The 26,242-nt window shown below is 72.3% G+C and carries 26 protein-coding genes and 1 pseudogene; 20 read left to right on the plus strand and 7 right to left on the minus strand.

All coding sequences use genetic code 11. The features are described 5' to 3' along the window. Positions 1-9: 9 nt before the first annotated feature. Both ACQP2H_RS00635 and ACQP2H_RS00640 read right to left on the minus strand, forming a co-directional pair. Complete coding sequence (locus ACQP2H_RS00635; RefSeq protein ID WP_357532787.1) at positions 10-1,692, minus strand: GTPase; 1,683 nt, start codon at positions 1,690-1,692, stop codon at positions 10-12. Next, a complete protein-coding gene (locus ACQP2H_RS00640) occupies positions 1,689-3,542 on the minus strand; it encodes an ABC transporter (protein WP_357532789.1) in 1,854 nt (617 codons plus the stop codon). The genes ACQP2H_RS00635 and ACQP2H_RS00640 overlap by 4 nt, the downstream gene beginning before the upstream one ends. Before the next feature lie 208 nt (positions 3,543-3,750). Between ACQP2H_RS00640 and dnaK the strand changes: the two genes are divergently transcribed. The 5 genes from dnaK to ACQP2H_RS00665 all read left to right on the plus strand — a co-directional run bounded on the left by dnaK (position 3,751) and on the right by ACQP2H_RS00665 (position 8,487). Beyond that, on the plus strand, positions 3,751-5,628 hold the full coding sequence (gene dnaK / locus ACQP2H_RS00645; protein ID WP_219465519.1) for a molecular chaperone DnaK: 1,878 nt from the start codon (positions 3,751-3,753) through the stop codon (positions 5,626-5,628). 48 nt (positions 5,629-5,676) lie between these two features. Continuing rightward, entirely contained in the window at positions 5,677-6,420 is a 744-nt protein-coding gene (grpE, locus tag ACQP2H_RS00650; protein ID WP_219465520.1) for a nucleotide exchange factor GrpE, read from the plus strand. An 82-nt stretch (positions 6,421-6,502) separates the two neighbouring features. Continuing rightward, positions 6,503-7,678 carry a molecular chaperone DnaJ gene (dnaJ, locus tag ACQP2H_RS00655; protein ID WP_357532793.1) on the plus strand — a complete coding sequence of 392 codons (1,176 nt, stop codon included), beginning with the start codon at positions 6,503-6,505 and terminating at the stop codon, positions 7,676-7,678. Positions 7,679-7,707: 29 nt separating this feature from the next. Beyond that, entirely contained in the window at positions 7,708-8,151 is a 444-nt protein-coding gene (locus tag ACQP2H_RS00660) for a heat shock protein transcriptional repressor HspR (protein ID WP_219465524.1), read from the plus strand. 126 nt (positions 8,152-8,277) lie between these two features. Further along, the gene (locus tag ACQP2H_RS00665; RefSeq protein ID WP_219465525.1) at positions 8,278-8,487 is read left to right on the plus strand and encodes a hypothetical protein; all 210 of its coding nucleotides are present in this window, start codon (positions 8,278-8,280) and stop codon (positions 8,485-8,487) included. A 76-nt stretch (positions 8,488-8,563) separates the two neighbouring features. Here the strand turns inward: ACQP2H_RS00665 and ACQP2H_RS00670 are convergent, their stop codons facing one another. The 4 genes from ACQP2H_RS00670 to ACQP2H_RS00685 all read right to left on the minus strand — a co-directional run bounded on the left by ACQP2H_RS00670 (position 8,564) and on the right by ACQP2H_RS00685 (position 11,243). Then, the gene (locus tag ACQP2H_RS00670; protein WP_219465526.1) at positions 8,564-8,995 is read right to left on the minus strand and encodes a hypothetical protein; all 432 of its coding nucleotides are present in this window, start codon (positions 8,993-8,995) and stop codon (positions 8,564-8,566) included. Between the two features lie 173 nt (positions 8,996-9,168). Continuing rightward, positions 9,169-10,374, minus strand: a complete 1,206-nt coding sequence (locus ACQP2H_RS00675) for a cation:proton antiporter (RefSeq protein ID WP_219465527.1) — start codon at positions 10,372-10,374, stop codon at positions 9,169-9,171. A gap of 5 nt (positions 10,375-10,379) precedes the next feature. Beyond that, the gene (locus tag ACQP2H_RS00680; RefSeq protein ID WP_088641912.1) at positions 10,380-10,880 is read right to left on the minus strand and encodes a cation:proton antiporter regulatory subunit; all 501 of its coding nucleotides are present in this window, start codon (positions 10,878-10,880) and stop codon (positions 10,380-10,382) included. Positions 10,881-11,012: 132 nt separating this feature from the next. Then, positions 11,013-11,243: a winged helix-turn-helix domain-containing protein gene (locus tag ACQP2H_RS00685; protein WP_219465528.1), complete on the minus strand. Its 231-nt coding sequence runs from the start codon at positions 11,241-11,243 to the stop codon at positions 11,013-11,015. 468 nt (positions 11,244-11,711) lie between these two features. Here ACQP2H_RS00685 and ACQP2H_RS00690 point away from each other — a divergent pair, with 468 nt between their 5' ends. The 15 genes from ACQP2H_RS00690 to ACQP2H_RS00760 all read left to right on the plus strand — a co-directional run bounded on the left by ACQP2H_RS00690 (position 11,712) and on the right by ACQP2H_RS00760 (position 24,926). Next, positions 11,712-11,969, plus strand: coding sequence for a hypothetical protein (locus ACQP2H_RS00690; protein WP_433230421.1), 258 nt, complete (start codon positions 11,712-11,714; stop codon positions 11,967-11,969). A 184-nt stretch (positions 11,970-12,153) separates the two neighbouring features. Continuing rightward, positions 12,154-14,745, plus strand: a complete 2,592-nt coding sequence (clpB, locus tag ACQP2H_RS00695) for an ATP-dependent chaperone ClpB (RefSeq protein WP_433230424.1) — start codon at positions 12,154-12,156, stop codon at positions 14,743-14,745. A 332-nt stretch (positions 14,746-15,077) separates the two neighbouring features. Then, on the plus strand, positions 15,078-15,482 hold the full coding sequence (locus tag ACQP2H_RS00700) for a hypothetical protein (RefSeq protein ID WP_219465533.1): 405 nt from the start codon (positions 15,078-15,080) through the stop codon (positions 15,480-15,482). A 96-nt stretch (positions 15,483-15,578) separates the two neighbouring features. Then, on the plus strand, positions 15,579-16,205 hold the full coding sequence (locus ACQP2H_RS00705) for a DUF4178 domain-containing protein (RefSeq protein WP_433230427.1): 627 nt from the start codon (positions 15,579-15,581) through the stop codon (positions 16,203-16,205). A 2-nt stretch (positions 16,206-16,207) separates the two neighbouring features. After that, on the plus strand, positions 16,208-16,915 hold the full coding sequence (locus ACQP2H_RS00710) for a DUF2617 family protein (protein WP_374197540.1): 708 nt from the start codon (positions 16,208-16,210) through the stop codon (positions 16,913-16,915). Positions 16,916-16,970: 55 nt separating this feature from the next. Further along, a complete protein-coding gene (locus ACQP2H_RS00715; protein WP_208565302.1) occupies positions 16,971-17,396 on the plus strand; it encodes a DUF4247 domain-containing protein in 426 nt (141 codons plus the stop codon). Between the two features lie 40 nt (positions 17,397-17,436). Beyond that, positions 17,437-17,859, plus strand: coding sequence for a DUF350 domain-containing protein (locus ACQP2H_RS00720; protein ID WP_219465535.1), 423 nt, complete (start codon positions 17,437-17,439; stop codon positions 17,857-17,859). Further along, positions 17,859-18,611: a hypothetical protein gene (locus ACQP2H_RS00725; RefSeq protein WP_357532798.1), complete on the plus strand. Its 753-nt coding sequence runs from the start codon at positions 17,859-17,861 to the stop codon at positions 18,609-18,611. The genes ACQP2H_RS00720 and ACQP2H_RS00725 overlap by 1 nt, the downstream gene beginning before the upstream one ends. Then, a complete protein-coding gene (locus ACQP2H_RS00730; protein ID WP_433230432.1) occupies positions 18,608-20,185 on the plus strand; it encodes a polyamine aminopropyltransferase in 1,578 nt (525 codons plus the stop codon). The genes ACQP2H_RS00725 and ACQP2H_RS00730 overlap by 4 nt, the downstream gene beginning before the upstream one ends. A 34-nt stretch (positions 20,186-20,219) precedes the next feature. Then, a complete protein-coding gene (locus ACQP2H_RS00735; RefSeq protein WP_219470515.1) occupies positions 20,220-21,203 on the plus strand; it encodes a hypothetical protein in 984 nt (327 codons plus the stop codon). Between the two features lie 153 nt (positions 21,204-21,356). Then, on the plus strand, positions 21,357-22,235 hold the full coding sequence (locus ACQP2H_RS00740; protein ID WP_433230434.1) for a hypothetical protein: 879 nt from the start codon (positions 21,357-21,359) through the stop codon (positions 22,233-22,235). Positions 22,236-22,308: 73 nt separating this feature from the next. Beyond that, the gene (locus ACQP2H_RS00745; RefSeq protein WP_219465539.1) at positions 22,309-22,965 is read left to right on the plus strand and encodes a hypothetical protein; all 657 of its coding nucleotides are present in this window, start codon (positions 22,309-22,311) and stop codon (positions 22,963-22,965) included. 9 nt (positions 22,966-22,974) lie between these two features. After that, positions 22,975-23,784 (plus strand): SDR family NAD(P)-dependent oxidoreductase, encoded by an 810-nt coding sequence (locus ACQP2H_RS00750; protein ID WP_219465541.1) that lies wholly within the window; start codon positions 22,975-22,977, stop codon positions 23,782-23,784. A gap of 167 nt (positions 23,785-23,951) precedes the next feature. Next, positions 23,952-24,491, plus strand: coding sequence for an orotate phosphoribosyltransferase (gene pyrE / locus ACQP2H_RS00755; RefSeq protein WP_091252187.1), 540 nt, complete (start codon positions 23,952-23,954; stop codon positions 24,489-24,491). Between the two features lie 57 nt (positions 24,492-24,548). Next, positions 24,549-24,926: an ArsR/SmtB family transcription factor gene (locus ACQP2H_RS00760; protein WP_007454255.1), complete on the plus strand. Its 378-nt coding sequence runs from the start codon at positions 24,549-24,551 to the stop codon at positions 24,924-24,926. Positions 24,927-25,295: 369 nt separating this feature from the next. On the opposite strand, the pseudogene ACQP2H_RS00765 reads toward ACQP2H_RS00760, so the two are convergent. Next, a pseudogene (locus ACQP2H_RS00765) lies at positions 25,296-26,078 on the minus strand (DedA family protein); the annotation flags it as partial. Positions 26,079-26,242 lie beyond the last annotated feature (164 nt).

A 26,242-nucleotide genomic window follows, 5' to 3' on the forward strand; every position in this document is an offset into this window, starting at 1 on the left:
CGGCGGCGTTCACCGGGTGGCGTCCTGCCAGGCGCAGCGGGCGAGGGCGTACCGGTCGAGGAGGGCCCGGACGGGGATGAGGACGTACTCCGCGCCGACCCGGGCGACCGCCTCGGTGAGCCGCTGCTCGGCCCGCTGTCGGGCCCGTCGGGCCGCCCAGCGGATCACCGGCCGGGTCACCGCGGCCACCAGCAGACCGGCGAGCAGCCCACCGAGCAGGAGCACAGTCGGCAACGGTGCCTCCCCCACCCGGGGATAGTCCAGCGCCGGCAGACCCAGGGCACGCAGCGCGTAGCCGAGCACCAGCCAGCCGAGCCCGGCCACGGCGGCGAGGGTGACCAGCCACTGGAGGGCACCGACCAGCCGCCACCAGAACGGCCGGCGGTCCATGCCCAGGTCGGTGCCGGCGACCGCGCCGTCCAGCGCGTCCGGCAGGTCGGCCAGCCGGGACCGGGCGGCGGCGGTCACCGCGGCCGGCCAGGGTGCCGGGAGTTTCTCGCCGGACCGGTCGCCGACGGCGCGGATGGCCAGCCCGAGGGCGGACTGCTGGGCGGCTGTCGGGTCGGGCACGGAGGTGGCAGCGAGCACGGGCTCCGCCGGGCGCTGCGGATCGGTGGTCGGGCCGGGCAGGTGCAGCCGGTGCAGCGGGTCGGGGCGCAGTTTGCGCCAGCCGCGTACCAACGGCCAGCCGGTGGCCCCGCCGGCCCGGTGCCGGTACGCCCCCTCGACCGCGGCGGCCACCGCCGGCACCCCGGCCGACTCGGCCAACGCCCGGTCCAGGGCGCGGACCGTCGCGGCGTCCGGGACGTGCCCCGGGGCTTCGACGGCGACCAGTTCGCCCAGGGACGCCGCCACCGTGTCGGCGTCGCCGGAGAGCCGGCGCAGCGCGGCCTGCCGGTCCGACACCGCCCGTTCCAGCGCCTCCCGCAGCCCGGTCATCCCGTCCGGCTCGACCGCCGTGGTGGCCAGCAGCGGCACCCCGTCGAGCCCGTCGACGTCGAGCAGCCGGCGCAGGTCGGCCAGCACCCGGGGCAGCTCGGCCGGGGGCAGCCGGTCGGCCTGGTTGAGCACCACCACCGTCACGTCCCGGTGCCGGTGGAACTCGCGCAGGTAGCTGTTGTGGATCACCCGGTCGGCGTACTTCTGCGGGTCGACCACCCAGACCACCAGGTCGACCAGGCCGAGCAGCCGGTCCACCTCCAGTCGGTGGGACCGCTGCACCGAGTCGAAGTCGGGCAGGTCGAGCAGGATCAGCCCGTGCAGGGCCGACTCGTCGTCGCCGTCGAGCGCGCTCTCCCGGACGAACCGGTGCCGGGGCAGCACCCCGACCCAGTCGAGCAGCCGGTTGCCGCCGTCCAGCGGCCCCCAGACGCAGGCGTGCGCGACACCGGTGGTGGGCCGGCGCACCCCGACCGGGGAGAGTTCCATCCCGGCCAGGGAGTTGAACAGGCTGGACTTGCCGCTGCCGGTGGCGCCGGCCAACGCCACGACGGTGTGGTCCCGGGACAGCGACAACCGGGTGCCGGCCCGCTCGACCAGGGTGTGCGCGCCGACCAGCCGGGTGTCGGGCACCTCGCCGTCGACCGCGTCGAGGAACCGGCGGATCGCGTCGAGGCGGGCCACCAGCGCGTCGGCGTCGACCCGCTGGTCACCCCGGAGCGCCTCGCGCATCCGACCGACGATGTTGGTCACCGGGTGCCGTCCTCGGAGGTCGGGGTCGGGATCGGTAGGGCCTGGCCGGTCTGGCCGGCGAGGCCGCTGTGGTGCCGGGCCAGCTCGACCCGGCCGCCGGCCCGGCGCAGCGCCGCGCCGACCTCCGCACCGGGTCGGGCCCCGTCGGTGCGGGCCAGGTAGCGGGCCGCCTCCTCGTCCAGCAGCGCGCGGACCCGTTCCAGCAGGTCACCCCGGGCCTTCGCGGCGAGGGTACGCACCGCCTGGTCGCCGAAGATCGCCTGGAGTACGGCCTGCGCGGCGACGGTGGTGCCGGCCCCGGTGGCCACCTCCAGCCCGGTCGGGATGAACGCGGTGGAGGCGAAGACGGCGATCATCACGGCCAGCCCGGTGGCGTTGACCGCGTACGCGGCCGTCCGGGCCACGAACCGCCGGTCGCCGCCCTCCTCCCGCACCAGCTCCAGCACCCCGCGCTGCCAGTCCCGGACCAGCCGCTCGGCCCGCTCGGGCAGGTCGGCCGACGGGTGCGCCAGCGGCGGGTCGAGTAGCGCGGCCCCGGCCGGGTTCGCCTTCCAGGCGGTGTACGCGTTCTCCGCCGCCTCGGAGGCGACCCCGCGCAGCAGGGTGACCAACTGTGACTCGATGGCGTTGCGCAGGTCGGTGGCGGGGGTGGCGGGCCGGCCGGTTACCGCGGCGACGACCCGGTCGCGCAGCCGGCCGATCCGGGCCTCCAGCGTCCGGAAGAACTCGCCGGTGCCGACGAACTCCTGCCAGCGGGCGAGGACCTCGCCGCGGAGCAGCCGGCCGTCCTTCAGCCCTTCGGCCACGGTCCGGTGCGCGCCCTGGTAGGCGGCCCGGACCCGGTCGTCGAGGGCGTCGGCGGCGACCATCTGCTCGTCGGCCGCGTCGGCGAGCATCTCCACCGTCGGGTGCAGTGAGGCGAGTGCGCCGTCGAGGGTCTGCCGGACCACGGCGGCCCGGGCCTCGGCGTCGGCGGCGAGCCGGGCGAACCAGGTGCCCAGCGGTGCGGTGACCCGGTCGGGCAGCAGGCCCTGGCCGTCGACCCAGGTCTCCGGCAGGACGAACAGCGGTGCCGCGCCCAACTCCTGGGCGGCGAGCATCTCGGACAGGTGGGCGGCGATCTCGTCGGCGGCCTCGGGGGGCACCCGGTCCAGCACCATGGCGATCGCGGCACCCCGGGAGCGGGCGGTACGCAGCAGCTCCCACGGGACGGCGTCGGCGTACCGGGCGGCGGTGGTGACGAAGAGCCAGAGATCGGCGGCGGCGAGCAGTTGGCCGGCGAGGGCCCGGTTGGCGTCGACCACCGAGTCGATGTCGGGGGCGTCGAGGAAGGCCAGCCCCGGGGGGAGCGCGGGCGCGGTGACCAGGTGCAGGGTGCCCGGATCCTCGCTGGGTTCGTTGGTGCGGGTCAGGCCGGGCAGCAGCTCACCCTGGCGGAACCAGGCGGCGTCGGCGGGGTTGCAGACCAGCACCGGGGAGCGGGTGGTGGGGCGGAGCACGCCGGCGGCGCTCACCCGGGCCTGGACCAGGCTGTTGACCAGGGTCGACTTGCCCGCGCCGGTGGAGCCGCCGACGACCACGAGCAGCGGGGCGTCGAGCCGGGCCAGCCGGGGCAGCAGGTAGTCGTCGAGCTGGTCGGTCAGCGCCCGGCCGGTGTGCCGGGCCGGCTCGGCCGAGGGCAGCGCGAGCGGAAACCGGGCCGCGCCGATCGCGGCCCGCAGGCCGGTGAGGGCGGCGGGCAGGCCGTCTCCGGTGGGGCCGGGCGGCGTCTCGTCGGTCTCCGACGGCCCGGTGCGGGCGGCGACGGTGGGCGCGCCGGACCGGGTGGCGGGATCGCCGTGCGTCGTCACCGCTAAAGCGTGCCCGACCGATGCAACAGAGACAACCGGAGGGTAGTAACGGTCGGGTTGCGTCGGGTCGGCTCAAGTCGACTTGCGCTTTGGCGATCGCGTGGCACTATTGAGTCAAGTTCACTCAACTTGTGGTGTGGTCGCTGCGGGCGGCCCTCCCGGGCAGGCCCTCCGACCTGCCCACCCGTAACGAAGCGAGGAAGCGAAGATGGCACGTGCGGTCGGTATCGACCTCGGCACGACGAACTCCTGCGTCAGCGTTCTCGAGGGCGGTGAGCCCACCGTCATCGCCAACGCTGAAGGCTCGCGGACGACCCCGTCGATCGTCGCGTTCGCCCGTAACGGCGAGGTGCTCGTCGGTGAGGTCGCGAAGCGCCAGGCGGTGACCAACCCGGACCGGACCATCCGCTCGGTCAAGCGGGAGATCGGCACCAACTGGACCGTCGACATCGACGGCAAGAAGTACACCCCGCAGGAGATCTCGGCGCGCACGCTGATGAAGCTCAAGCGGGACGCCGAGGCGTACCTGGGTGAGCAGATCACCGACGCGGTGATCACCGTTCCCGCCTACTTCAACGACGGGCAGCGGCAGTCCACCAAGGAGGCCGGTGAGATCGCCGGCTTCAACGTGCTGCGGATCGTCAACGAGCCGACCGCGGCGGCCCTGGCGTACGGGCTGGACAAGGGCTCCAAGGAGCAGACCGTCCTCGTCTTCGACCTGGGCGGCGGCACCTTCGACGTGTCCCTGCTGGAACTGGCCGAGGGCGTCGTCGAGGTCAAGTCGACCAGCGGTGACAACCAGCTCGGCGGTGACGACTGGGACCAGCGGATCATCGACCACCTGGTGAAGACGTTCCGCGGCGAGCACGGCATCGACCTGGGCCAGGACAAGATGGCCCTCCAGCGGCTCCGCGAGGCGGCCGAGAAGGCCAAGATCGAGCTGTCGGCGGCCACCACCACCAACATCAACCTGCCGTACATCACCGCCGGCGCGGCCGGCCCGCTGCACCTGGACGTGACGCTCAGCCGCGCCGAGTTCCAGCGGATGACGCAGGACCTGCTGGACCGCTGCAAGGGCCCGTTCGAGCAGGCCGTGAAGGACGCCGGCATCAAGATCTCCGACGTCGAGCACGTGATCCTGGTCGGCGGCTCCACCCGGATGCCGGCCGTCACCGACCTGGTCAAGCAGCTCACCGGTCGCGACCCCAACAAGGGCGTCAACCCGGACGAGGTCGTCGCCGTCGGCGCGGCCCTGCAGGCCGGTGTGCTCAAGGGTGAGGTCAAGGACGTCCTGCTGCTCGACGTGACCCCGCTGAGCCTGGGCATCGAGACCAAGGGCGGCATCTTCACCAAGCTCATCGAGCGCAACACCACCATCCCGACCAGGCGCTCCGAGGTCTTCACCACGGCCGACGACAACCAGCCGTCGGTGCTGATCCAGGTGTTCCAGGGCGAGCGCGAGATCGCGGCGTACAACAAGAAGCTCGGCACCTTCGAGCTGACCGGCCTCCCGCCGGCGCCGCGTGGCGTGCCGCAGGTCGAGGTCGCCTTCGACATCGACGCCAACGGCATCGTCAACGTGCACGCCAAGGACCTGGGCACCGGCAAGGAACAGAAGATGACGATCACCGGCGGCTCCTCGCTGCCGAAGGACGACATCGAGCGGATGCGCCGCGACGCCGAAGAGCACGCCGACGACGACAAGCGTCGCCGCGAGGAGGCGGAGGCCCGCAACGTGGCCGAGGCGCTCCAGTGGCAGACCGAGAAGTTCCTCGCCGAGAGCGGCGACAAGCTGCCGACGGAGAACCGGGAGCAGCTCAACGAGGCCCTCGGCGAGCTGCGCGGCGCGCTCGGCGGTCAGGACATCGAGAAGATCAAGGCGGCCCACGAGCGGCTCGCCCAGGTCTCCCAGCAGGCCGGTTCGCTGCTCTACGCGCAGCAGGCCGAGCAGGGGGAGCAGCCGGGCGCGGCAGGTCCGGGCGCGGGCGCCGGTGCCGGCGCGGGTGCCGGTGCCGCCGGGGCCCCGAAGGCGGGCGGCCCGGACGACGTGGTCGACGCGGAGATCGTGGACGAGGACAAGAAGTGACGGTCCGCGCCGGACACGAACTCACCGCACAGGGATCGAGGTAGTCGTATGACGGAGAAGCCACGAGTCGCCGACCCGGGCGCCTCCGGGTCGACGCCGGGTGGCTCCGAGCCCGCCGACGACGGGCCGCGGGTCGTCATCCGGAACAACCGCAAGCTGGGCAGGACCGAGGAGCCGCCCGCCGCCGCCGACGCCGGGGCGGACGCCCCGGCCGAGGGGCTGGTCGAGGAGGCCGAGGTGATGGTCGACGAGATCGAGGCCGAGGCGACCGCGCTCGACGGGCCGGCACCGACCGGTCCGCCGGTGGTGGACGCCCCCGCGCAGCCGGTCGACGACAGCCCGACCGGCTCGCCGCTCGGCGCCGAGCTGGAAGCCCTCCGGGCCGAGCTGGACGAACGGACCCGGGACCTGCAACGGGTGTCGGCGGAGTACGCCAACTACCGCAAGCGGGTGGACCGGGACCGGGGCGTGGTCCAGGAGCAGGCGACCGGCTCGGTGCTCGCCGCGCTGCTGCCCATCCTGGACGACCTGGACCGGGCCCGGGAGCACGGCGACCTGGTGGGGCCGTTCGGCACGGTGGCCGAGCAGCTCACCACGGCGCTGGGCAAGTTCGGCCTGACCCCCTTCGGCGAGAAGGGCGATCCGTTCGACCCGACCCGGCACGAGGCGGTCGCGCACCAGACCTCGCCGGACGTGGACGAGCCCACCTGTGTCCAGGTGATGCGCCGGGGCTACCTGCTCGGTGAGCGGCTGCTGCGGCCGGCCATGGTCGCGGTCGCCGACCCGCAATAGTGCACGGCCATCCGGTCGCCCCGCCCACCCGCACCCGGTGGGCGGGGCGACCGGGCCACATCTCACGGAAGGGGGTGGACCGGTGAGTTCCAAGGACTGGATCGAGAAGGACTTCTACGCCACGTTGGGCGTGGAGAAGTCCGCCTCCTCAGACGAGATCAAGAAGTCGTACCGGAAACTGGCCCGGGAATCGCACCCGGACCACAACCCCGGTGACCCGAAGGCCGAGGAGCGGTTCAAGGGCGTCTCCGAGGCGTACGCGGTGCTCGGCGACGACACCAAGCGCCGCGAGTACGACGAGATGCGCTCGCTGTTCGGCTCGGGCGCGTTCCGTCGGGGCGCGCCCGGCACGGGTCAGCCCGGCGGTGCCCCGTTCGACGTCTCCGACCTGTTCGGCGGCGGTGGCGGGGACACCCGGTTCGGTGGTGGCGGCTTCACCGACCTGTTCAGCTCGATCTTCTCCGGCGGTGGTGCCGGTCCGACGCGGGCACGTGGCCCGGCCCGGGGCCGGGACGTGGAGACCGAGGTGGCCCTCGACTTCGGGGACGCGGTGCGTGGTGTCACCCTGCCGTTGACGCTGCGCGCGCCCGGGGTCTGCGACACCTGCCACGGCAACGGCGCGAAGCCCGGCACCCAGCCGACCGCCTGCCCGGTCTGCCACGGCGCCGGGGTGACCACCCGGGACCAGGGGTCGTTCAGCTTCTCCGAGCCGTGCCGCAACTGCCAGGGCGTCGGCACGGTCGTCGAGGAGAAGTGCCCCGAGTGCCACGGCACCGGCGGGGTCACCAAGACCCGCACGTTGAACGTCCGCTTTCCCGCCGGGGTGGCCGACGGGCAGCGGATCAGGTTGGCCGGGCGGGGCGAGCCGGGTCAGCGGGGTGGACCGGCGGGCGACCTGTTCGTCCAGGTGAAGGTCCGCCCGGACGACCTGTTCGGGCGTACCGGTGACGACCTGACGCTGGCCGTGCCGATCACCTTCGCCGAGGCGGTGCTCGGCACCGACCTGCGGGTGCCCACGCTGGACGGCGCGGTGACCCTGCGCGTGCCGCCGGGGACCCCGTCCGGTCGGGTGCTGCGGGCCCGGGGCAAGGGTGTGGTGCGTCGCGACGGTCAGGCCGGTGACCTGCTGGTCACGTTGGACGTGGTGGTGCCGGCGACGGTGTCGGACGAAGCCCGGGCGGCGCTGGAGTCGTTCGCCGACGCGACGCCGCCGGCGGCCCGGGAACATCTCGACGCGCGGGTGCGTCGGGTCGGTTGACCGGTTGACGGGTGCGGAGGTGAGTGGAGATGTCGGACGGGTTCGTCGGTTCGGGTGACGCCGCCTACGAGGCCAAGGTGCTGATGATCTCGGTCGCGGCACGGATGGCGGGAATGCACCCGCAGACGTTGCGTCAGTACGACCGGCTCGGCCTGGTGCAGGCCGGTCGGGCGGCCGGTGGCGGGCGACGCTACAGCGTGCGGGACGTGGTCCTGCTGCGTGAGGTCCAGCGGCTCAGCCAGGACGAGGGTGTCAACCTGGCCGGGGTGAAACGGATCATCGGGCTGGAACGCCTGGTGGAGCAGGCCCAGCAGCGGGTGGCCCGACTGGAGGCGGAGCTGGACGCCGCCTACCGCCGGATCGCCGAGCTGGAGACGCTGGCCAGCGGTTTCTCCCGGGGTGACCTGGTGCCGACCAGTCGCACCTCCACGGCGCTGGTGGTCTGGCGTCCCCGCCGCACCCCCGACCGCTGACCCTGGCCCGGCCCGCCGGGTCGGCGGTGGTCTGCGGTCGGGGTTTTCCGGCGGTGGGTGGTCGTTCCGGCTAGCCTGTTGTCAGGTCCAACCAGGTCAATTCGGACTCCGACGGCGGGGGGAACCGTGGCGGAATCGGCGAAGAAAGTGGCCCGGCAGGCGGAGGAGCGGCTCAACAAGGTGGCCGAGAACGTCCGGGAGAAGTTCGACCGGGTCACCGAGGGCAAGTTCTCCGACACGGTGAAGAACGGCAGGTTCGCCGAAGGGGCCGACCCCGGGGCGGACCGGGAGCGGACCGGGGAGAAACGCCGCAACCAGGGCGGATCGGCACGCTGACGATCCGTCGACGTGCGGGCCGGGACCCACGGGGGGTCCCGGCCCGTTCGCCGTCCGGCTGCGGGTGCGCCGCCGGTCAGCCGAGCCGGCGGTTGTCCCGGACCAGGCCGCCCTCGCACCAGTCGTGGTAGGTGAAGAGTTCCTGCCGGGCCAGCAGCGCCCGACTGTTGTACGCCCAGTTGCGCATCAACTCGTCGCCGTCGCGTTCGGCCTGCTCCACCAGTTTGCGGAAGCGACGCTTGGGGTGGGCGCGGAAGTTCGTCCGGATGCCGTCGGCCGCGTAGATGTAGAGGCAGTGCAGGGCGAAGCGGCGCGCGGGGCAGGCCGGGTCCAACGCCAACTCGAACAGGGTGAGCACCAGGTGGTCGCCGGAGACCAGCAGGTCCCAGTCTTGTGGCAGCGAGGTCAGCGGCACCGAGTCCGGCTGGTACGCCCAGGCCCGTAGCTCCCCCGACGACGGGTCGACGGGGTTGGCGAAGCCGTGGAACGGCGGATCCTGCACGCTCACCGGCAACCTTCCGCTCACATCCACGGGGTGCCTCCGTCCGCCCGCGGGACCCTGTCCTGCTGGGGCGCAACGCTAGCCGCCGCTGCCCGGCCGGCGGAAGACCCCGCCGGGAGCAATTCGGCAACGGAGGCCCTGGCCAGGCCACCTGTGTGAGGGGCCTGGTCAGGCGGTTCTCAGTCCGTGGCGGGTACCGGCTGGGGCTGTCGGGCGGCGATCCGTCGACGCAGCCTCTGCTTGAACCAGCGCATGTCGGGCAGGCGGGCGAGCATCGGACCGGTGATCACGGTGATCAGCACGTACGCCGTGGCGAGCGCCGCCAGTTTGGGTTCGACGGTGCCGGCGGCGACGGCCAGACCGGCGATGACGATGGAGAACTCGCCGCGCGGCATCAACGCGAAGCCGGCCCGCCAACGGCCCGGTTCGGCGATGCCGGCCCGGCGGGCCGCCAGGTAGCCGGTGAGCAGCTTGGTCCCCATGGTGACCACGGCCAGCACGATCGCGGGCAGCAGCACCGGCGGCATGTCCCGGGGGTCGGTGACCAGGCCGAAGAAGACGAAGAAGACCGCGGCGAAGAGGTCCCGCAGCGGGGAGAGCAGTTCGGTGGCGTGGTGCGCCACCGGCCCGGACAGGGCGATGCCGACCAGGAACGCCCCGACGGCGGCGGAGACCTGGAGCCGGGCGGCGATGCCGGCGACCAGCAGGGTCAGGCCGAGCACCCCGAGCAGCAACGCCTCCGGGTCCTTCGCCGACAGGGCGGCGGAGATCAGGTGGCCGAAGCGGATGGCGACGACCAGCACGATCACCACGGTGAACACCGCGACACCCAGCGCGATCCCACCCTTGACCAGGCCCACGCCGGCCAGCAGCGCGGTCACCAGCGGCAGGTAGAGCGCCATCGCCAGGTCCTCGATGACCAGCACGGAGAGGATGACCGGGGTTTCCCGGTTACCGACCCGGCCGAGGTCGCCGAGCACCTTGGCGATCACCCCGGACGACGAGATCCAGGTGATGCCGCCGAGCACCACGGCGGCCACCCAGCCCCAGCCGAGCAGCAACGCGAAGCCGAAACCGGGCAGGGCGTTGAGCGCCGCGTCGATCAGGCCGGCCGGGGCCGCCGAGCGCAGGTTGCCGACCAGCTCGTTGGCGCTGTATTCCAGGCCGAGCATGACCAGCAGCAGGATGACGCCGATCTCGGCGCCGACGGCGAAGAACTCCTCGCTCGCGGCCAGCGGGAGCAGGCCACCGTGCCCGAAGGCGAGCCCGGCGAGCAGGTAGAGGGGGATGGGGGAGACGCCGAACCGGCGGCTGAGCCGGCCGAGCAGCCCGAGCAGAAGCAGGAGCGCGCCGACCTCGATGAGCAGTGTGGTGGTTTCGTGCATACGCCTCAGCCGTCCGGGTCACTGTCGGCGAGGATGGCTGTCACCCCGTCGAGACCCTGCCGGGTCCCGACCACGACCACCACGTCACCGGCCGCGAAGCGGAAGGTGGGATCGGGCGAGACGTTGACCTCGCCCTGCCGGAGCACCGCCACGATGGAGGCGCTGGTGCGGGTACGTGCCTTGGTGTCACCGAGCCGCTTGTTGACGTACTTCGACCCGGCCGGGATGGCGATCTGCTCGGTGAGCAGCCCGGCCGCCTGCTCGCGCAGGCCGGAGAGCTGACCCAGCATCAGCGACGCGCCGAGGATGTCGGCCAACGCCTCGGCCTCGTCGTCGGTCAGCGGGATGTCATGCTGGCAGGAGTCGGGATCGTCCGGGTCGTAGAGGACCAGGTCGCGGCGGCCATTGCGGTGGGAGACCACACCGAGCCGGCGACCGGACTCCGTCATCAGATCATGACGTACGCCGATTCCGGGTAGGGCGGTCTGTTCGACACGTACTCGCACGGACGCGAGGCTATACCCTGCGCCCAAGCTGGGCCCGTTGGACGTCTGTGCTGCTGGCGGGCGCTTTCCGGCAGGCACCGGCTGTGCTCGCCGGCTCGCCGGTCGGTAACCCTGTGGGGCCGGGTGGCTGGCTCAGGACGAGCCCTCGGCGGGTGCGGCGACGAAGACGCCGACCCCTTCGAGGGTTTCGGTGAGCCCGGTGGCACGCAGGATCATCATGGCCTTGCCGACCACGGTGTCCGACACGCCGTATTCCCTGCACAGCTGCGACCTGCTCGGCAGCTTGGTGCCGGGCGGCCACTCTCCTGAATCGATCTTGTTCTTCAGCTCGTCTGCGAGCACCTGGTACTGCTGCTTGGGCATGCTTCACTCCCCGGATGGCACGCCTATCTGATCACGCTCGCACCTCCAACCTCAAGCAATTGTGGGTGGGTCGTTGACCTGCAACCGGTACCGATTGTAGGTTCGAGGTGAACGCCCCCGGATGGCACTCGGGGCGCTCAGACGGTCGGGGCGGGCATCCCCCGTGGCCCGTCCCGACCATGTCACCGGCCCTGTCGTCGTACCGCTGAGGTGGGCTGCGACGGCAGGGCGGGCAGCCCGGCCGAACCGGCAGCGCGGCCGGGCTGCCCTTCCAGCACCGCGACACCGAGCCGTCCAGCGAAGGAGCGCCATGGGGTACGAGTCGCCGCACCCACCGTCGAAGCTCGACCTTGGTCAACTCAGGTGGGGCGATATTGCGGTGTCCGAGCCATCGCTATACCGCCATTGGGCCGATACTGCTTCGGCCCGCCCGGGGTGGCGTGAGCCGGGTCGGGCGGGTGGGGAGGCATGACCGGGCGGTATGTCGTACACCTGCCGGTGGTCGCTGCGGACCTGGCGCGGGCCAAGATGCTCGCCCGGACGGCGGCCCGCTCGCTGGCCTTCCTCGCCCACGTCGACCCCGGCGAGACCACCGTCTCCGCCGAGGACGACCAGGGGGTACGCCACCGGGTCTTCTGCGACAACCGGCTGGACAGTGGTCGGCGGTGCGTGCTCCGGGCCGACCACGAGACCCCTGCGCCGCCCGCCTGCCCCGCTGACTCCTGAGCGGAGGTGGGCGAGGCGGGGTGGAGTGCGGCAGGGTGCGGTGGGTCAACTGAGGTGGGCCGGAGTTCGTCGGCCGACCTCGAACGAGAGTTTGTGACGCGAGTCACATAGCGAGAGTTGAGCGGAATAGGCTCAACTCTGGTGGTGTCTCTTACTAGTGGACACGCCGATCCCGGGGGAGCCCATGAACACGGAACGACTCACCACCAAGAGCCGCGAAACCATCACCGGTGCCGTCGCGCTGGCCAACCAGCGTGGTCACGCCACCGTGGAACCCTGGCACCTGCTGTCGGCACTGCTCGACACCGACGGTTCCACCGCTGCCGGCCTGCTGCGCGCCGCGGGTGCCGACCCCGCCGAGCTGCGCCGGGTCGCCCAGCGCGCGGTCGACGCGCTGCCCGCAGCCCGTGGGTCCAGCATCGCCGAGCCCACCCTCGCCCGCGAGTTCGTCAACGCCATCGGGGCCGCCGAGCAGATCGCCCGGCCGCTCGGCGACGAGTACACCTCCACCGAGCACCTGCTGGCCGGTCTGGCCCGGGTGGGTGGCGCGGTGTCCAACGCGCTGAAGTCGGCTGGGGCCACCGAGGAGAACCTGGTCGCCGCGTTCCCGACGGTGCGGGGCGGGGACCGGCGGGTCACCACCGCCGACCCGGAGCAGACCTACCAGGCGCTGACCAAGTACGGCGTCGACCTCACCGCGAGCGCCCGCGACGGCAAGATCGACCCGGTGATCGGCCGGGATTCGGAGATCCGCCGGGTGATCCAGGTGCTCTCCCGGCGTACCAAGAACAACCCGGTGCTGATCGGCGAGCCCGGCGTCGGTAAGACCGCGATCGTCGAGGGCCTGGCCCAGCGGATCGTGGCCGGCGACGTGCCCGAGTCGCTGCGCGACAAGAAGCTGGTCTCGCTCGACCTCGGCGCGATGGTCGCCGGGGCGCAGTACCGGGGGCAGTTCGAGGAACGGCTCAAGTCCGTCCTGGAGGAGATCAAGAACTCCAACGGGCAAGTCATCACCTTCCTCGACGAGCTGCACACCGTGGTCGGCGCGGGCAAGGGCGAGGGCTCGATGGACGCCGGCAACATGCTCAAGCCGATGCTGGCGCGCGGCGAGCTGCGGATGGTCGGCGCGACCACCCTCGACGAGTACCGCGAGCACATCGAGAAGGACCCGGCGCTGGAGCGTCGGTTCCAGCCGGTGCTGGTCGGCGAGCCCACCATCGAGGACACCATCGGCATCCTGCGCGGCCTCAAGGAACGCTACGAGGTGCACCACGGCGTCCGGATCACCGACGCCGCCCTGGTCGCCGCCGCGTCGCTGTCCGACCGGTACATCACCGACCGGTTCCTGCCCGACAAGGCGATCGACCTGGTCGACGAGTCCGCGTCCCGGCTCCGCATGGAGATCGACTCCCGGCCGGTCGAGGTGGACGAGATCGAACGGGCGGTCCGCCGGCTGGAGATCGAGGAGATGGCGCTGGCCAAGGAGCCCGACGCCGCCTCCGCCGAGCGGCTGGAGCGGCTGCGTAAGGAGCTGGCCGACAAGCGCGAGCAGCTCACCGCCCTGTCCGAGCGCTGGCAGACCGAGAAGAGCCACATCACCAAGCTCTCCACCGCCAAGGAGGAGCTGGAACGCCTCGGCGGCGAGGCCGAACGGGCCGAACGCGACGGCGAGCTGGAACGCGCCGCCGAGCTGCGCTACGGCCGCATCCCGGCGCTCAAGGCCGACCTGGCGCGGGCCGAGGAGGAACTCGCCCGGCTCCAGGCCGACGGCGCGATGCTCAAGGAGGAGGTCGGCGCGGACGACATCGCCTCCGTCGTCGCCTCCTGGACGGGCATCCCGGCCGGCCGGCTGCTGGAGGGCGAGACCGCCAAGCTGCTGCGGATGGAGGAGTCGCTGGGCGGCCGGGTCGTCGGCCAGGCCGAGGCCGTCGGTGCCGTCTCCGACGCAGTGCGCCGGGCGCGGGCCGGCGTCGCCGACCCGGACCGCCCCACCGGCAGCTTCCTGTTCCTCGGCCCCACCGGCGTCGGCAAGACCGAGCTGGCCAAGGCGCTCGCCGAGTTCCTCTTCGACGACGAGCGGGCCATGGTCCGCATCGACATGAGCGAGTACGGCGAGAAGCACTCCGTCGCCCGCCTGGTCGGTGCCCCGCCCGGCTACGTCGGCTACGAGGAGGGCGGGCAGCTCACCGAGGCGGTGCGCCGCCGCCCCTACTCGGTGATCCTGCTGGACGAGGTGGAGAAGGCCCACCCGGACGTCTTCGACATCCTGCTCCAGGTGCTCGACGACGGTCGGCTCACGGACGGTCAGGGTCGTACCGTCGACTTCCGCAACGCGATCCTGATCCTCACCTCCAACCTGGGGTCGTCGGTGATCAGCGACCTGACGCTCGCCGACGAGCAGCGCCGGGAGGGGGTGCTCGCGGTGGTCCGCTCGCACTTCAAGCCGGAGTTCCTCAACCGGCTCGACGACATCGTGGTCTTCGCCGCGCTGCGCGGGGACGACCTGCGGTCGATCGTCGACATCCAGCTCACCCGGCTGCGTCGGCGCCTCGGCGACCGCCGGCTGGCGTTGGACGTCAGCGACGCCGCCCGGACCTGGCTCGCCGAGCACGGGTACGACCCGATCTACGGTGCCCGCCCGCTGCGCCGCCTGGTCCAGTCGGCCATCGGCGACCAGCTCGCCAAGGCCCTGCTGGGTGGCGTGATCCGGGACGGCGACACGGTACGGGTCGACCTGTCCGACGACAAGAACGCCCTCACCGTCACCTCCACCTGACCCCCGCCCCCGCCGCCCCTCCCCCTCCCGCCCCGCCCCCCCGCCCCGCCCCCCGCCCTGGTGATCAAGAGGTTTACGTCACGAGAGCGCTTTCCCTCGACGTAAACCTCTTGATCACCCCCCGCCCCGGCCTTCCTGCGCCGGTGATCAAGAGGTTTACGTCACTGGGAGCGCTCTCTGGTGACGTAAACCTCTTGATCACCGCGGTTGGCGAGAGCTGAGTGCGGTTGGGCGGAGGTTGAGTGGGGGCGGGGTGGGTCGAGTGGGGGGTGGGGCGGGTTGGGTGGGGGTGGGGTGGGTGGTCAGGGGTGGGGCGGGGAAAGGAGAGGGGCATGTTCGGGATGCGGAAGAAGAGCGGCGACCCGGAGCTGGACGCCGCCGTGCGGGAACTCGCCGGGGCGGACACTGTCGCCTTTGGCGGGGTGGGGTTCGCCGGCACGCTGCTGCCGGTGACCGAGGCGTACCGACGGGTGGGGGAAGCGTTCGCGCAGCGCCCCCGGCAGGCCCGTGAGCAGGTCGACTGGCTGCTGCGGCACGGCTCGCCGGCCGGCCGGGCGTACGCGGCGACGCTGTTGGAGGGGGTCGATCCGGCGGCGGCCCGGGATGCCTGGGCGGCCCTACGCGGCATCGACGACGAGTTCACCACCTTTGCCGGCTGCACGATGGGCAGCACCACGCTGGGCGGGTACGCGGCGGACCGGCTGGCTGGTCAGCACACCGACGATGACACTCGGTAGCTGACTGTTTACTCAGGATTCGCTGAGTTTCCCCAGGTGCGCGGGGTGCGCGGGGTTGTTACCGTCTCCGCCGATGCACTTGGGGAGGTGGTCGGGGTGAACGGTTCGGTCGCGTACGTCGTGGCAACGTTGGGATGTCTGATCGGGGTCGCCGGGATCGTGGTGGCGGCGGTGGCTTTCAGCCGGAGTCGGGAACCGAACCGGCCGACACCGGCGAAGGACCCGTTCCGCGACACCGACTCCGACGCGCTGCGCGGGGACCCCCGCAAGCTCAAGCCCGGCGACATCGTCGAGATCCGTGGGGTGTCCTACGCGGTTCGTGGCTCGGTGCACCTGGTCGAGGGCGGCTGGAGCTGGGCCGAGCACCTGCTGGACACCGTCGAGGGCGACAAGCGCTGGCTCTCCGTCGAGGAGGACCCGGACCTGGAGCTGGTGCTCTGGACGGCCGAGCCGGCCGCCACGATCACCCCGGGCGCACCCACCCTCGACTTCGCCGGCCGCCGCTACTCCTGGGAGGAGTCCGGCCAGGCCCGCTATTCGGCCACCGGCAGCACCGGCCTCGACCCGTACGGCACCGTCCGCTACCAGGACTACCGGGGCCAGGGCGGCGAGCGGCTCTCCTTCGAGGCGTACGGGGACGCCGGCTGGGAGGTGGGCCGGGGCGAGCGGCTGCACCGCGCGGACGTGATGGTGTACCCGCAGTCCGGCCCGGGGGGGTCCTGATCGTGCTGGTCAGCCTGGACACCCCGTACGTCGACACCTGCGCCGCCGACCTGAGCCTGGCGCTCGGTGGCCCGGAACGCCCCGCCCTGCACATCCGTGACGTGACCCTGCCCGGCGGCGTACGGCTGCGGCTGCGCCTGCTCGGCGCGTCCCACCAGGTCGTCCTCACCACCCCGACCGGGTTCACCACCCCGGCCGCTTCGACCGGGCTCGCCGACGCGGACATCCCGACCGGGCTCGGCACCCCGGCCGCTCCGACCGGGCTCGGCACCCCGGCGGCTTCGACCGGGCTCGCCGACGCCGACACCTCGACCGGGTGGGCCGACGCGACGGGTCCGGCAGCGGCGGGTGGGCTGGTCGAGACGGTCGCCTGCCTGCCCGGTCGGCCCCCGCACCTGCCCGGCGACCTGCACGACGAGGCGGGTGGCTACCGGTTCACCGCGACCGTGCTGCGCCCCGCCGAGGGGGAGCTGCACACCCGGATCGCCGCGCTCCGCGCCGACCTGGCCGACGACCCGTACGCCCTGGTCGGGGTCTTTCCGGGGGACCCGGACGCGGTCACCGCGCTGGCCGTACGCCCCGACGCGCCGGACGGCACGGTGGGCTGGCGCACCTGGCACGCGTACCCCCAGACCAACGAACTGGTCCTGACCGAGACGGTGGTGGACCTTCTGCGAGCCCCGCAGTCGCGAACGGAGGAGGCACCGTGAGCGCGAGGAGTGAGCCGGTTCTGCGAGCCCCGCAGTCGCGAACGAAGGAGACACCGTGACGTACCGACGTTGGTTCGTGGTGGGGGTGGCGTTCGCGGTCGTCGGCGCGCTGGTCGCCGCCTTCGCGATCTTCTACGGCAACTTCTCGCCCCGGGGCTACATCGAGGACCGCTACACCCGGGCGGCGGCCCGGGACATCGGGCGGGACGCCGTCGCGTACACCTCGAACCGGACCCCGAGCCAGGTGGCGGACGACGTCACCGGTGCCTGGAAGCCGGCCGACCAGTACGTCGACGGCAGCGGCGTCTACCTGCGCTACGACGACGACTCGTTGGTGATCCTGCCGATCGCCGCCGGCTCGCTGATTTTGCTGGAGCGGATGCGCACCGCCTACCCGCGTTACCACTCGACGGTGGGCAGCCACTGGGGTTGGGGTCGGGGCAGCACCGTGCGTGGTGGCGGCCCCGGCTCCGGCAAGTGACGCGTATCGATCCCGACCGAACGAACCCCTGGAGCACGCTGTGCAGAACCTGGTCACCGACCTGCTGGTCACCCTCGCCTACGGGGTGGTCGGTGTCGTCCTGATGGCCGTCGGCTACGTGCTGGTGGACGTGGCCACCCCGGGCAAGCTCCACGAGCTTATCTGGACCGAACGCAACCGTAACGCCGCGCTGCTGCTCACCTCGAACCTGGCCGGCGTCGGCATCATCGTGGTGGCCGCGATCGCCGCCAGTGAGGACGACTTCCTGCTCGGCCTGGTCGGTTCCGCCGCGTACGGGATCGTCGGCCTGGTCATCATGGCCCTGGCGTTCGTGCTGCTCGACGCGTTGACCCCGGGCAAGCTGGGCACGCTGCTGGTCGACCAGCAGCCGCACCCGGCGGTCTGGGTGTCGGCGATGGTGCACCTCGCCACCGGCGCGATCATCGCCGCCGCCATCAGCTGATGACCACGGCGAAGCAGCCGGCGAAGCCGAAACAGAACGCGGGTGCCTGGGTCGTCTGGATCGTCCTCGGCCTGGTCGTGGTGGTCTGCGTGGGCAGTAGCCTCTTCAACCGGGACTCCGGCGGCACCGACGTCCCCGCCCCGGCGGCCGACGAGCGCGCCGACACCGTGCCGCTGCTCGCCCAGGCGACCGCCAGCCAGGGCATCTGCTACGGCTGGCGGCTGGAGGAGTCGTTCCTCTCGCCGGTGAGCGTCGGCTCCAACCTGGGTGACGGGGTGGCGGTGGAGGAGGACGACCGCTGCCCGCGCTGGGTGCAGGTCCGGGCCCGGATCACCTACACCGCGGAGAGCAGCGAGAGCAGCGACTCGGCGACCATCACCGTGACCGGCTCGGGCGACTTCTCCCGGGCCGACCTCTACGCCGTGCAGACCGGTCTGACCCGGTTCGGCCTGCACGAGGACGTCTTCGTGGACGACCCGGGCTGGGCGATCTGCCGCGCCGCCGTGGCTTTGCCGCTGCTGGTCGCCGAGACGGGTGCGGCACCACCGGCGGCCACCCCGACCGCCGACCCCGGCGCGGTGGCGGCCCCGCTGCCGGACACCGGCAGCGACTTCTGGCGGGACCGCTGGGGTACGGTGCTGGCCGCCGCCGGCCTGCTGCTGGTCGCCGTCCTGCTGATCACCGTCGGGTTCGTCCAGCGCGGCCGGCAGCGGGCGGCGACGCCGGCCGGGCGTTTCCGGGGGGCGCGGTGACCACGGTCGACGAGACTCCGGCGGTCCGGCCGCGCTGGCGGTGGGCCCGCGCGTCGGTGCTGCTCGCGGTCTTCGTCTGCGCCGCCTGCGGCCTGGTGTACGAGTTGGCCCTGGTCGCGCTCGGCAGCTACCTGATCGGCGACACGGTCGGGCAGGCGTCGATCGTGCTCGGCGTGATGGTCTTCGCGATGGGGATCGGGGCGCTGGTCGCCAAGCCGTTGCAGCCCCGGGCCGCCGCCGCGTTCGCGGTGATCGAGCTGACCCTGGCCCTGCTCGGCGGCCTGTCGGTGCTCGGCCTCTACGCCGCGTTCGCCTGGCTCGACCTGTACGGCCCGGCGCTGGTCGGCACCGCGTTCGTGCTGGGTCTGCTGATCGGCGCGGAGATCCCGCTGCTGATGGTGATGCTGCAACGCATCCGGGAGCAGGCCGCCGGCAGCGCGGTCGCCGACCTGTTCGCCGCCGACTACGTCGGCGCGCTGCTCGGCGGGCTCGCCTTCCCGTTCCTGCTGATCCCGGTCTTCGGCCAGCTCAAGGGCGCGTTGGTGGTCGGCGCGGTGAACGCGGTGGCCGGCCTGGCCCTGGTCTGCACGGTGTTCCGCGCCGAGCTGAGCCGCCGGGCCCGGCTCGTGCTGGGCGCCGGCTCCGTGGTGGTCGCCCTCTGCCTGGGGTACGCCTGGGTCACCGCCGCCGACTTCGAGGTGACCAGCCGTCAGCAGCTCTACCGCGACCCGGTGGTGCACGCCGAACGCTCCCGCTACCAGGAGATCGTGCTGACCCGGTCGGTTCGCGAGGTCGGCCACTCCGTCACCGACCTGCGGCTGTTCCTCAACGGCGACCTCCAGTTCAGCTCGATCGACGAATATCGCTACCACGAGGCGCTGGTGCACCCGGCGATGCGTGGCCCGCGCGGTGAGGTGCTGGTCCTCGGTGCCGGCGACGGTCTCGCGGTCCGCGAGATCCTGCGCTATCCGGACGTGCGCCGGGTGACCGTGGTCGACCTCGACCCGGCGGTGGTGGCGCTGGCCCGCTCCGAGCCGCAGCTGCGCGCGCTCAACGGCGGTTCCCTCGACGACCCCCGGGTCCGGGTGCTCAACACCGACGCCTTCGGCTGGTTGCGGACCGCCGGCGAACGCTTCGACGTGGTCGTCGCCGACCTGCCCGACCCGGACGAGACGGCCACCGCCAAGCTCTACACCGTCGAGTTCTACGCCCTGATCCGTTCGGTGCTCGCCGAGGGCGCCCGGCTGGTGGTGCAGTCCGGGTCGCCGTACTTCGCGCCCCGGTCGTACTGGTCGATCGAGGCGTCGATCCGTGAGGCCGGCTTCGCCACCGTGCCGTACCACGTCGACGTGCCGTCGTTCGGTGACTGGGGGTTCGTGCTCGCCGCGCCGGGCGGGACCCCGCCGCCCCTGGAGTTACCGGCCGACGCGCCCCGGCTGCGTTTCCTCGACCCGGGGGTGCTGCGGGCGGCGGCGGCCTTCCCCGCCGACCGGGGCCGCCTGGACGTGCCCTCCTCCACCCTGTTGCGGCCCAGGGTGCTCGACTACGCCCGCAGCGAGTGGCGCGGCTACTAGCCTCGGACTGATGTCACCGTCGCTGCGCCGCCGGCTGCCACCGCGTGCGGTGGACGCTGCGGCGTACCTGCAGGCGTTCGTGCTGTCCGGGGTGGCGACGGTGCTGGTCACCCGGGCGTTCCTGCACGCCACCGGCTACCCGCAGCTCGGCGGCGGTGGCCTGCACATCGCGCACGTGCTCTGGGGTGGCCTGCTGATGACCGTCGGCCTGGGCGTCGCGCTGATCTTCCTCGGTGGGGCCGCCCGGATGGCCGGCGCGGTGCTCGCGGGGGTCGGTTTCGGGCTGTTCATCGACGAGGTCGGCAAGTTCGTCACCGCCGGCACCGACTACTTCTACCGGCCGGCCGCCGGGATCATCTACGCCGTGTTCGCCCTGCTGGTGGTGATCACCCAGGCGCTGCGCGAACGGATCCGGCTGACCCCCGGCGAACGGGTGGCGAACGCGTTGGACGTGATCGTCGGCGGGGTCGGCCGGGGGTTGACCGACCGGCGCAGGGTGGCCACCCTGCGGCTGGTCCGGGGTGCCGGCCCGGAGGTCGAGTCGGCGGTCTCCGCGCTGCTGGACGTGGTGCCGCGCCGGGAACCACCGCCACGGCGGTTCTGGCAGCCCTGGGTGGCCCGGCTGCGCGGCGCGCTGCTCCGGCTGACCGCCCAGCGTTGGGTGGTCCTGCTGGTGGTGGCCTACCTGGTCATCGAGCCGGTGGCGACGGTGGTGGCGGTCACCACCGAGGGGGTGACCGGCGAGCTGGACCAGCTCGGCGAGTGGGGCGCGGTGCTCGGGGTGTCGGCCTCGGCGGTGGTCGCCGGGGTGCTGAGCATCCGCGCCGCGTTCCTGCTCCGCAACGACCGGCGGGCCGCGTTCCGGCTGTTCAAGCTGGCCCTCCTGGTCGACCTGCTGTTCGGGCAGATCTTCAACTTCACGGTCAACCAGTTCGGCGCGGTGACCGGGCTGGCGGTGGACCTGCTCCTGCTCGGTGTGGTGACCGCCGAACACCGCCGGTTGGTGCGCGAGTCGTGACCCGGGGAAGCGCCCGCCTGATCCGCTTCGGTCGCGGCCCCGCGCCCGGCCGATGGATGATTCGGCAGGTCGATCATCGGGTACGGCTCCGTCGTAGCCGGTACGACGGGACTGCGGACGTTACCGTGGTGCGGTGATCTAGGAAGGAGAATCATGGTCGATTCCCACAGCACGCCCGCCCGGACCCGTCCGGGTCTGGTGACGCTCTCCAGCTATCTGCTGATGTTCTTTGCGGCGCTCCAACTGATCGGGCTGATCCTCACCCTCGCGATCAGCGGCAAGCTCCGCCAGGCGTTCGAGGACGCGTTCGAGGGGACCGCGAGCGAGGTCGAGGGGCTCGGCACCGCCGTCGTGGTCTTCGCCGTCGCCGCGTCCGCCATTCTGCTGCTGATCGCGCTGGCCCTCGTCGTCCTGGCGATCTTCAACAACCGGGGCAAGAACGGCAGCCGGATCGCCACCTGGGTGGTCGGCGGCATCATGGTCTGCTGCGTCGGTGGTGGACTGGTCAACGGTTCCGCCGGTTTCAGCGGTTCCGCCGGCTCCGGCTCCGGCAACGCGCCGAGCGCCGAGGAGTTGGAGCGCAGCATGAACGCCGTGCTGCCCTCCTGGTACAACCCGGTCAGCACCCTGCTCGGCGTGCTGAGCCTGTTGGCCCTGCTGGCGGCGCTGATCCTGCTCGCCCTGCCGAAGTCCAACGAGTTCTTCCGCAAGCCCAAGGGCGGCTGGGAGCCGCCGGTTCCCGGTGCCGCCTACCCGGCCACCCCGGGCTACCCGGCTACCCCCGGTTACCCGGCCACCCCGGGTTACCCGGCGACGACGGACTACCCGCAGCCCGGCACCCCCGGCCAGCCCGGCACCCCCGGACCGTCGTCGACCCCGGGTCAGCCCGGCCCGTCGGCGTCCACCCCGGGCGTGCCGGATCAGCCGCAGCCGTCCGACGGCCAGTCCTGGCAGCCGCCGTCGGGTGGGGAGCCGGACCGGCCCGCCGGAGGCAGCGGCCCGGACGACCCGCAACGCCCCGCCGGCAGCTGACGGGCGCGTAACAGCGACACCGACGATTCCCTCCGAGTAGGTTGCACACCGACGCCTACCGGAGGGAATCGTCGTGTCGTACCCGGATCAGGTGCCGGCCCGCCGGCCGGTCGTCGTCACCACGGCGGCGGCGCTGCTCGGGCTGATGGCGCTCGCTGCCGGGGTCTACGCCGTGACCACCCTGCTCGCCCTGGGCGGCACCGTCGACCGGTTCCGGGTGGCCGCCGCCGACACCGCCGCCGACCCGGGCGACGTCGACGGCGTGGTCCGACTGCTGCGGCTCGGCACGGTCGGCGCGGCGGTGCTGACGGTGCTGGTGGGGCTGCTGCTGGTCGGCCTCGCCGGTGGGCTGCTCGCCCGTCGTCGGGCGGCCCGGATCGGCGTCTGGGTGGTCTGCGGGCTGGGCCTGCTCGCCGGTGGGTGCGCGCTCGCGGCGCTGGTCGGCCAGCGGGTCAGGCCGCTGCGGCTGGGCAGCGGGGACCAGGGCGTCGCCGACCTGTTCGGCACCCTCGACGACGCCTACCCGTCCTGGTGGGTGCCGGTGAACGCGGGGGTTTCGGTGGGCCAGGCCCTCGGCTACCTTGTGGTGGCCGTGCTGCTGGTGCTGCCGGCGGCGAGCACCTGGTTCGCCACCCGCCGCCCGGTGGGCCCCGGCTCCGGGCCGCCCCCGTTCACCCCGGCGTCCGAGCCTGACCCCGGTGCCGTTCCGCCGGTGCCGCCGCCCCGTTGAGGAGCAACCGTGACCGCCGACCGACCGGCTCCGGGCCGCCGCGCGCTGATCACCGGTGCCACCGCCGGCATCGGTGAGTCGTTCGCCCGCCAACTCGCCGCCGAGGGCTGGGACCTGATCCTGGTGGCCCGGGACGCCACCCGGCTCGACGCGACCGCCGCCGAACTGACCGGCCGGTACGGCAACCAGGTCCAGGTCGTACCGGCCGATCTGTCCACCGACGACGGTTGCGCCCGGGTGGAACGGCGACTGACCACGGGCGACCCGGTGCACCTGTTGGTCAACAATGCCGGGCTCAGCCTCAGTCGGCCGTTTCTGCGTTCCACCGTCGCCGACGAGACCCAATTGCTCCGGTTGAATGTGCACGCGGTACTCCGGCTCACTCTCGCCGCGCTCGGGCCAATGATCGAACGCGGCGATGGGGCAGTGATAAATGTCTCTTCGGTTGCCGGGTTCGGCCCGGTGATGCCGGGCTCCACCTATCCAGCCAGCAAGGCATGGGTCACCAGCTTCAGCGAGTCGATCGGGCAATCCACCCGGGTGGCGGGCGTGCACGTGATGGCGCTCTGCCCCGGCTACACCCGCACCGGCTATCACGAGCGCACCGGCATCGACATGTCCGGCATGCCACGGTGGATCTGGCTGCGGGCCGACGACGTGGTCGCCGAAGCCCTGCGTGACCTGCGGAAAGGCAAAACGGTCAGCGTGCCGGACTGGAAGTACAAGCTGGCCGTCGCGAGCCTTCGACACGTACCGCGGCGGTTGTTGCGGGGTGCCTTCCGGGACCGGCGGGGGCAGCTCGATCCGGCCGGGGAGTGAGCGGGCGTCGGCGCGGTACGGCGCGCGGGCCGCCCGCTGTCCTGCGACAACTCTGCCCGTGCGATCGCGCAGCGTAGCCGTCCATCGCCAGTCATCGGTCGATCGGGTGACCGATCCGGGTGGGCCGCACACACGACCCACAGACTTGCGCAGTACCCTCTATCGGCATGGGGGACCACGACGACCTGCGTAAATTCATCACTGACCTGGCTGTGGTCCATGGCCGGGTCGTGCTCTCCTCGGGGCGGGAGGCGGAGTGGTACGTCGATCTGCGTCGCGTGACTCTCCATCACCGGGCCGCTCCCCTGGTCGGTCGGGTGATGCGGGAGCTGACCGCCGACTGGAATTACGACGCGGTCGGTGGGTTGACCCTGGGTGCCGATCCGATCGGCATCTCGATGTTGCACGCCGCCGCGGAGACCGATCGACCCCTGGACGCCTTCGTGGTCCGCAAGGCCGGCAAGGCGCATGGTCTCCAACGGCGGATCGAGGGTCCTGAGGTGGCCGGCCGGCGGGTACTGGCGGTGGAGGACACCTCGACGACGGGCGGCAGCGTGTTGACGGCCGTCGAAGCACTACGCGAGGCCGGGGCGGAGGTCGTGGGCGTGGCGGTTATCGTCGATCGTGGCGCCAGCGACGTCGTACGCGCCGCCGGACTGCCGTATCGGGCGGCCTTTACGTTGGCTGACCTCGGCCTTGTGGCGTGAAAATTTGCCGATTCGGATCTGCTGATATGCAGGCGGATCGATGCTGCTGGTGGAAGGATGGAATACGTGGGAACTGCGTTGGCTGAAATGACCATGCCTCAGATCTCGCCGCTTGCCGGCGAGCCGATCGAACGTGCCGACGCCGAGCGGCTGGCGGGGGTCCTCAAGGCCCTCGCCGACCCCGCTCGGCTGCGGCTGCTCAGCCTGATCCAGTCGGCGCCCGAGGGCGAAGCGTGCGTGTGTGACCTCACCGCGCCGCTCGGCCTCTCGCAGCCGACGGTCAGCCACCACCTCCGCATCCTCACCGAGGCCGGCTTGCTGGAGCGGGAGAAGCGTGGTGTGTGGGCCTACTACCGGCTGGTGCCGTCGGCGATCGCTACGATCGCCGACCTCCTCACGCCGCCGCGCAAGCGGGCCACCAAGAAGGCCCGCTGACTGCACCCGTCGCCCCCACCAGGGGGTGACGTCCGATGGCGTACCAGGGGTGGCGTCATCGGGTGGTGACGGTTCTCCGTCACCGGTCAGTTTGCTGATCCACCACCGTGCCCGCGGTGGCGTACGCGTATGCAACGGCCGGTCCTCTCCCCGAGGGCCGGCCGTTCGTCGTCCCGGCGTTCAGCGGCCCTGACCGTGCTCCGGGTACCGTCCACCGTCCTGCGGCGGCTGGGGCTGACCGTAGGTCTGCGGCGGGAACTGCTGGTCGCGGCCGTGCGGCTGGCCGGGCTGCCCACCGCCGTAGGGCTGCTGCTGCGTTTCACCGTGCTGCTGCCCGTGCTGCTGCGTTTCACCGTGCCGCTGCCCGTGGTGCGGGTGGTGGTGCTCGACGGCGTCCCGGACGGCCTCGACCGCCCCCACCGCGCTCGCGGCGGCGACCACCGCGACGGCCTCACCGCGTCGACGGGCCTTACGGTCGCGCAGGAACTCGAAGAAGATCGGCAGCACCGAGATCAGGATGATCAGCGCGACCACCGGCAGGATGTACCGGTCGATCTTGTCGCCGATGGCGTTGTAGATCTGGTCGGCGAGCAGGTAGCCGATCAGCAGGATGCCGTCGACCCAGAGGATCGCCCCGACGACGTTCCACAGGAGGAACTGCTTCGCCGGCATGCCGAGCGCACCCGCCACCGGGTTGAGGAACGTCCGCACGATCGGGATGAACCGGGCCAGCACCACGGCCTTGGCCGGGCCGAACTTCTGGAAGTAGAACTCCGCCTTCTCCACGTACTCCTTCTTGAAGAGTCGGGAGTTGGGGCGCTCGAACATCCGGCGGCCGTAGCGGGCCCCGAGCCAGTGCCCGAGCTGGGCCCCGACGATCGCGCAGATCGGCCCACCGATCAGCAGCCCGACCAGGGAGAGCCGGGTGCCGTCGCCGAACATCGCATCGGCCACCGGCGAGGCGGCGACCCCGGCCAGGAAGAGCAGCGAGTCGCCGGGGAAGAAGAACCCCACCAGCAGACCGGTCTCGGCGAAGAGGATCACCCACACGCCGACCAGTCCGAAGGTCTGGAGCAGATCCTTGGGGTCGAGCGGATTCAGCGCGACCGTCTCGGCGACCACCCGCGTCTTCTCACCTGTGTCCACGGCCACACACCATACCGAGCCCGCGAAGCGTCGGTCGCGGCACGCGCCCCTTCGACCGTGATCTCACCCCGGGCCCGCCCGGACGGGCCGCGACGCGGCCCCACCCAGGCCACGACGCGCCCGGGTCGGGCCACGACGCACACCCGCCCAGACCACCCGCGTCTGCTCAG

Source organism: Micromonospora sp. CA-248260 (genome assembly GCF_050942205.1).
Taxonomy (GTDB): Bacteria; Actinomycetota; Actinomycetes; order Mycobacteriales; family Micromonosporaceae; genus Micromonospora; species Micromonospora antibiotica.

Excerpts from the sequence above, each read along its gene's own strand:
- dnaK (WP_219465519.1), top strand. The coding sequence starts at position 3,751 with ATGGCACGTGCGGTCGGTATCGACCTCGGCACGACGAACTCCTGCGTC.
- grpE (WP_219465520.1), top strand. The coding sequence starts at position 5,677 with ATGACGGAGAAGCCACGAGTCGCCGACCCGGGCGCCTCCGGGTCGACG.
- ACQP2H_RS00660 (WP_219465524.1), top strand. The coding sequence starts at position 7,708 with ATGTCGGACGGGTTCGTCGGTTCGGGTGACGCCGCCTACGAGGCCAAG.
- ACQP2H_RS00675 (WP_219465527.1), bottom strand. The coding sequence starts at position 10,374 with ATGCACGAAACCACCACACTGCTCATCGAGGTCGGCGCGCTCCTGCTT.
- ACQP2H_RS00685 (WP_219465528.1), bottom strand. The coding sequence starts at position 11,243 with ATGCCCAAGCAGCAGTACCAGGTGCTCGCAGACGAGCTGAAGAACAAG.
- ACQP2H_RS00690 (WP_433230421.1), top strand. The coding sequence starts at position 11,712 with ATGACCGGGCGGTATGTCGTACACCTGCCGGTGGTCGCTGCGGACCTG.
- clpB (WP_433230424.1), top strand. The coding sequence starts at position 12,154 with ATGAACACGGAACGACTCACCACCAAGAGCCGCGAAACCATCACCGGT.
- ACQP2H_RS00700 (WP_219465533.1), top strand. The coding sequence starts at position 15,078 with ATGTTCGGGATGCGGAAGAAGAGCGGCGACCCGGAGCTGGACGCCGCC.
- ACQP2H_RS00725 (WP_357532798.1), top strand. The coding sequence starts at position 17,859 with ATGACCACGGCGAAGCAGCCGGCGAAGCCGAAACAGAACGCGGGTGCC.
- ACQP2H_RS00740 (WP_433230434.1), top strand. The coding sequence starts at position 21,357 with ATGGTCGATTCCCACAGCACGCCCGCCCGGACCCGTCCGGGTCTGGTG.
- pyrE (WP_091252187.1), top strand. The coding sequence starts at position 23,952 with ATGGGGGACCACGACGACCTGCGTAAATTCATCACTGACCTGGCTGTG.
- ACQP2H_RS00760 (WP_007454255.1), top strand. The coding sequence starts at position 24,549 with ATGGAATACGTGGGAACTGCGTTGGCTGAAATGACCATGCCTCAGATC.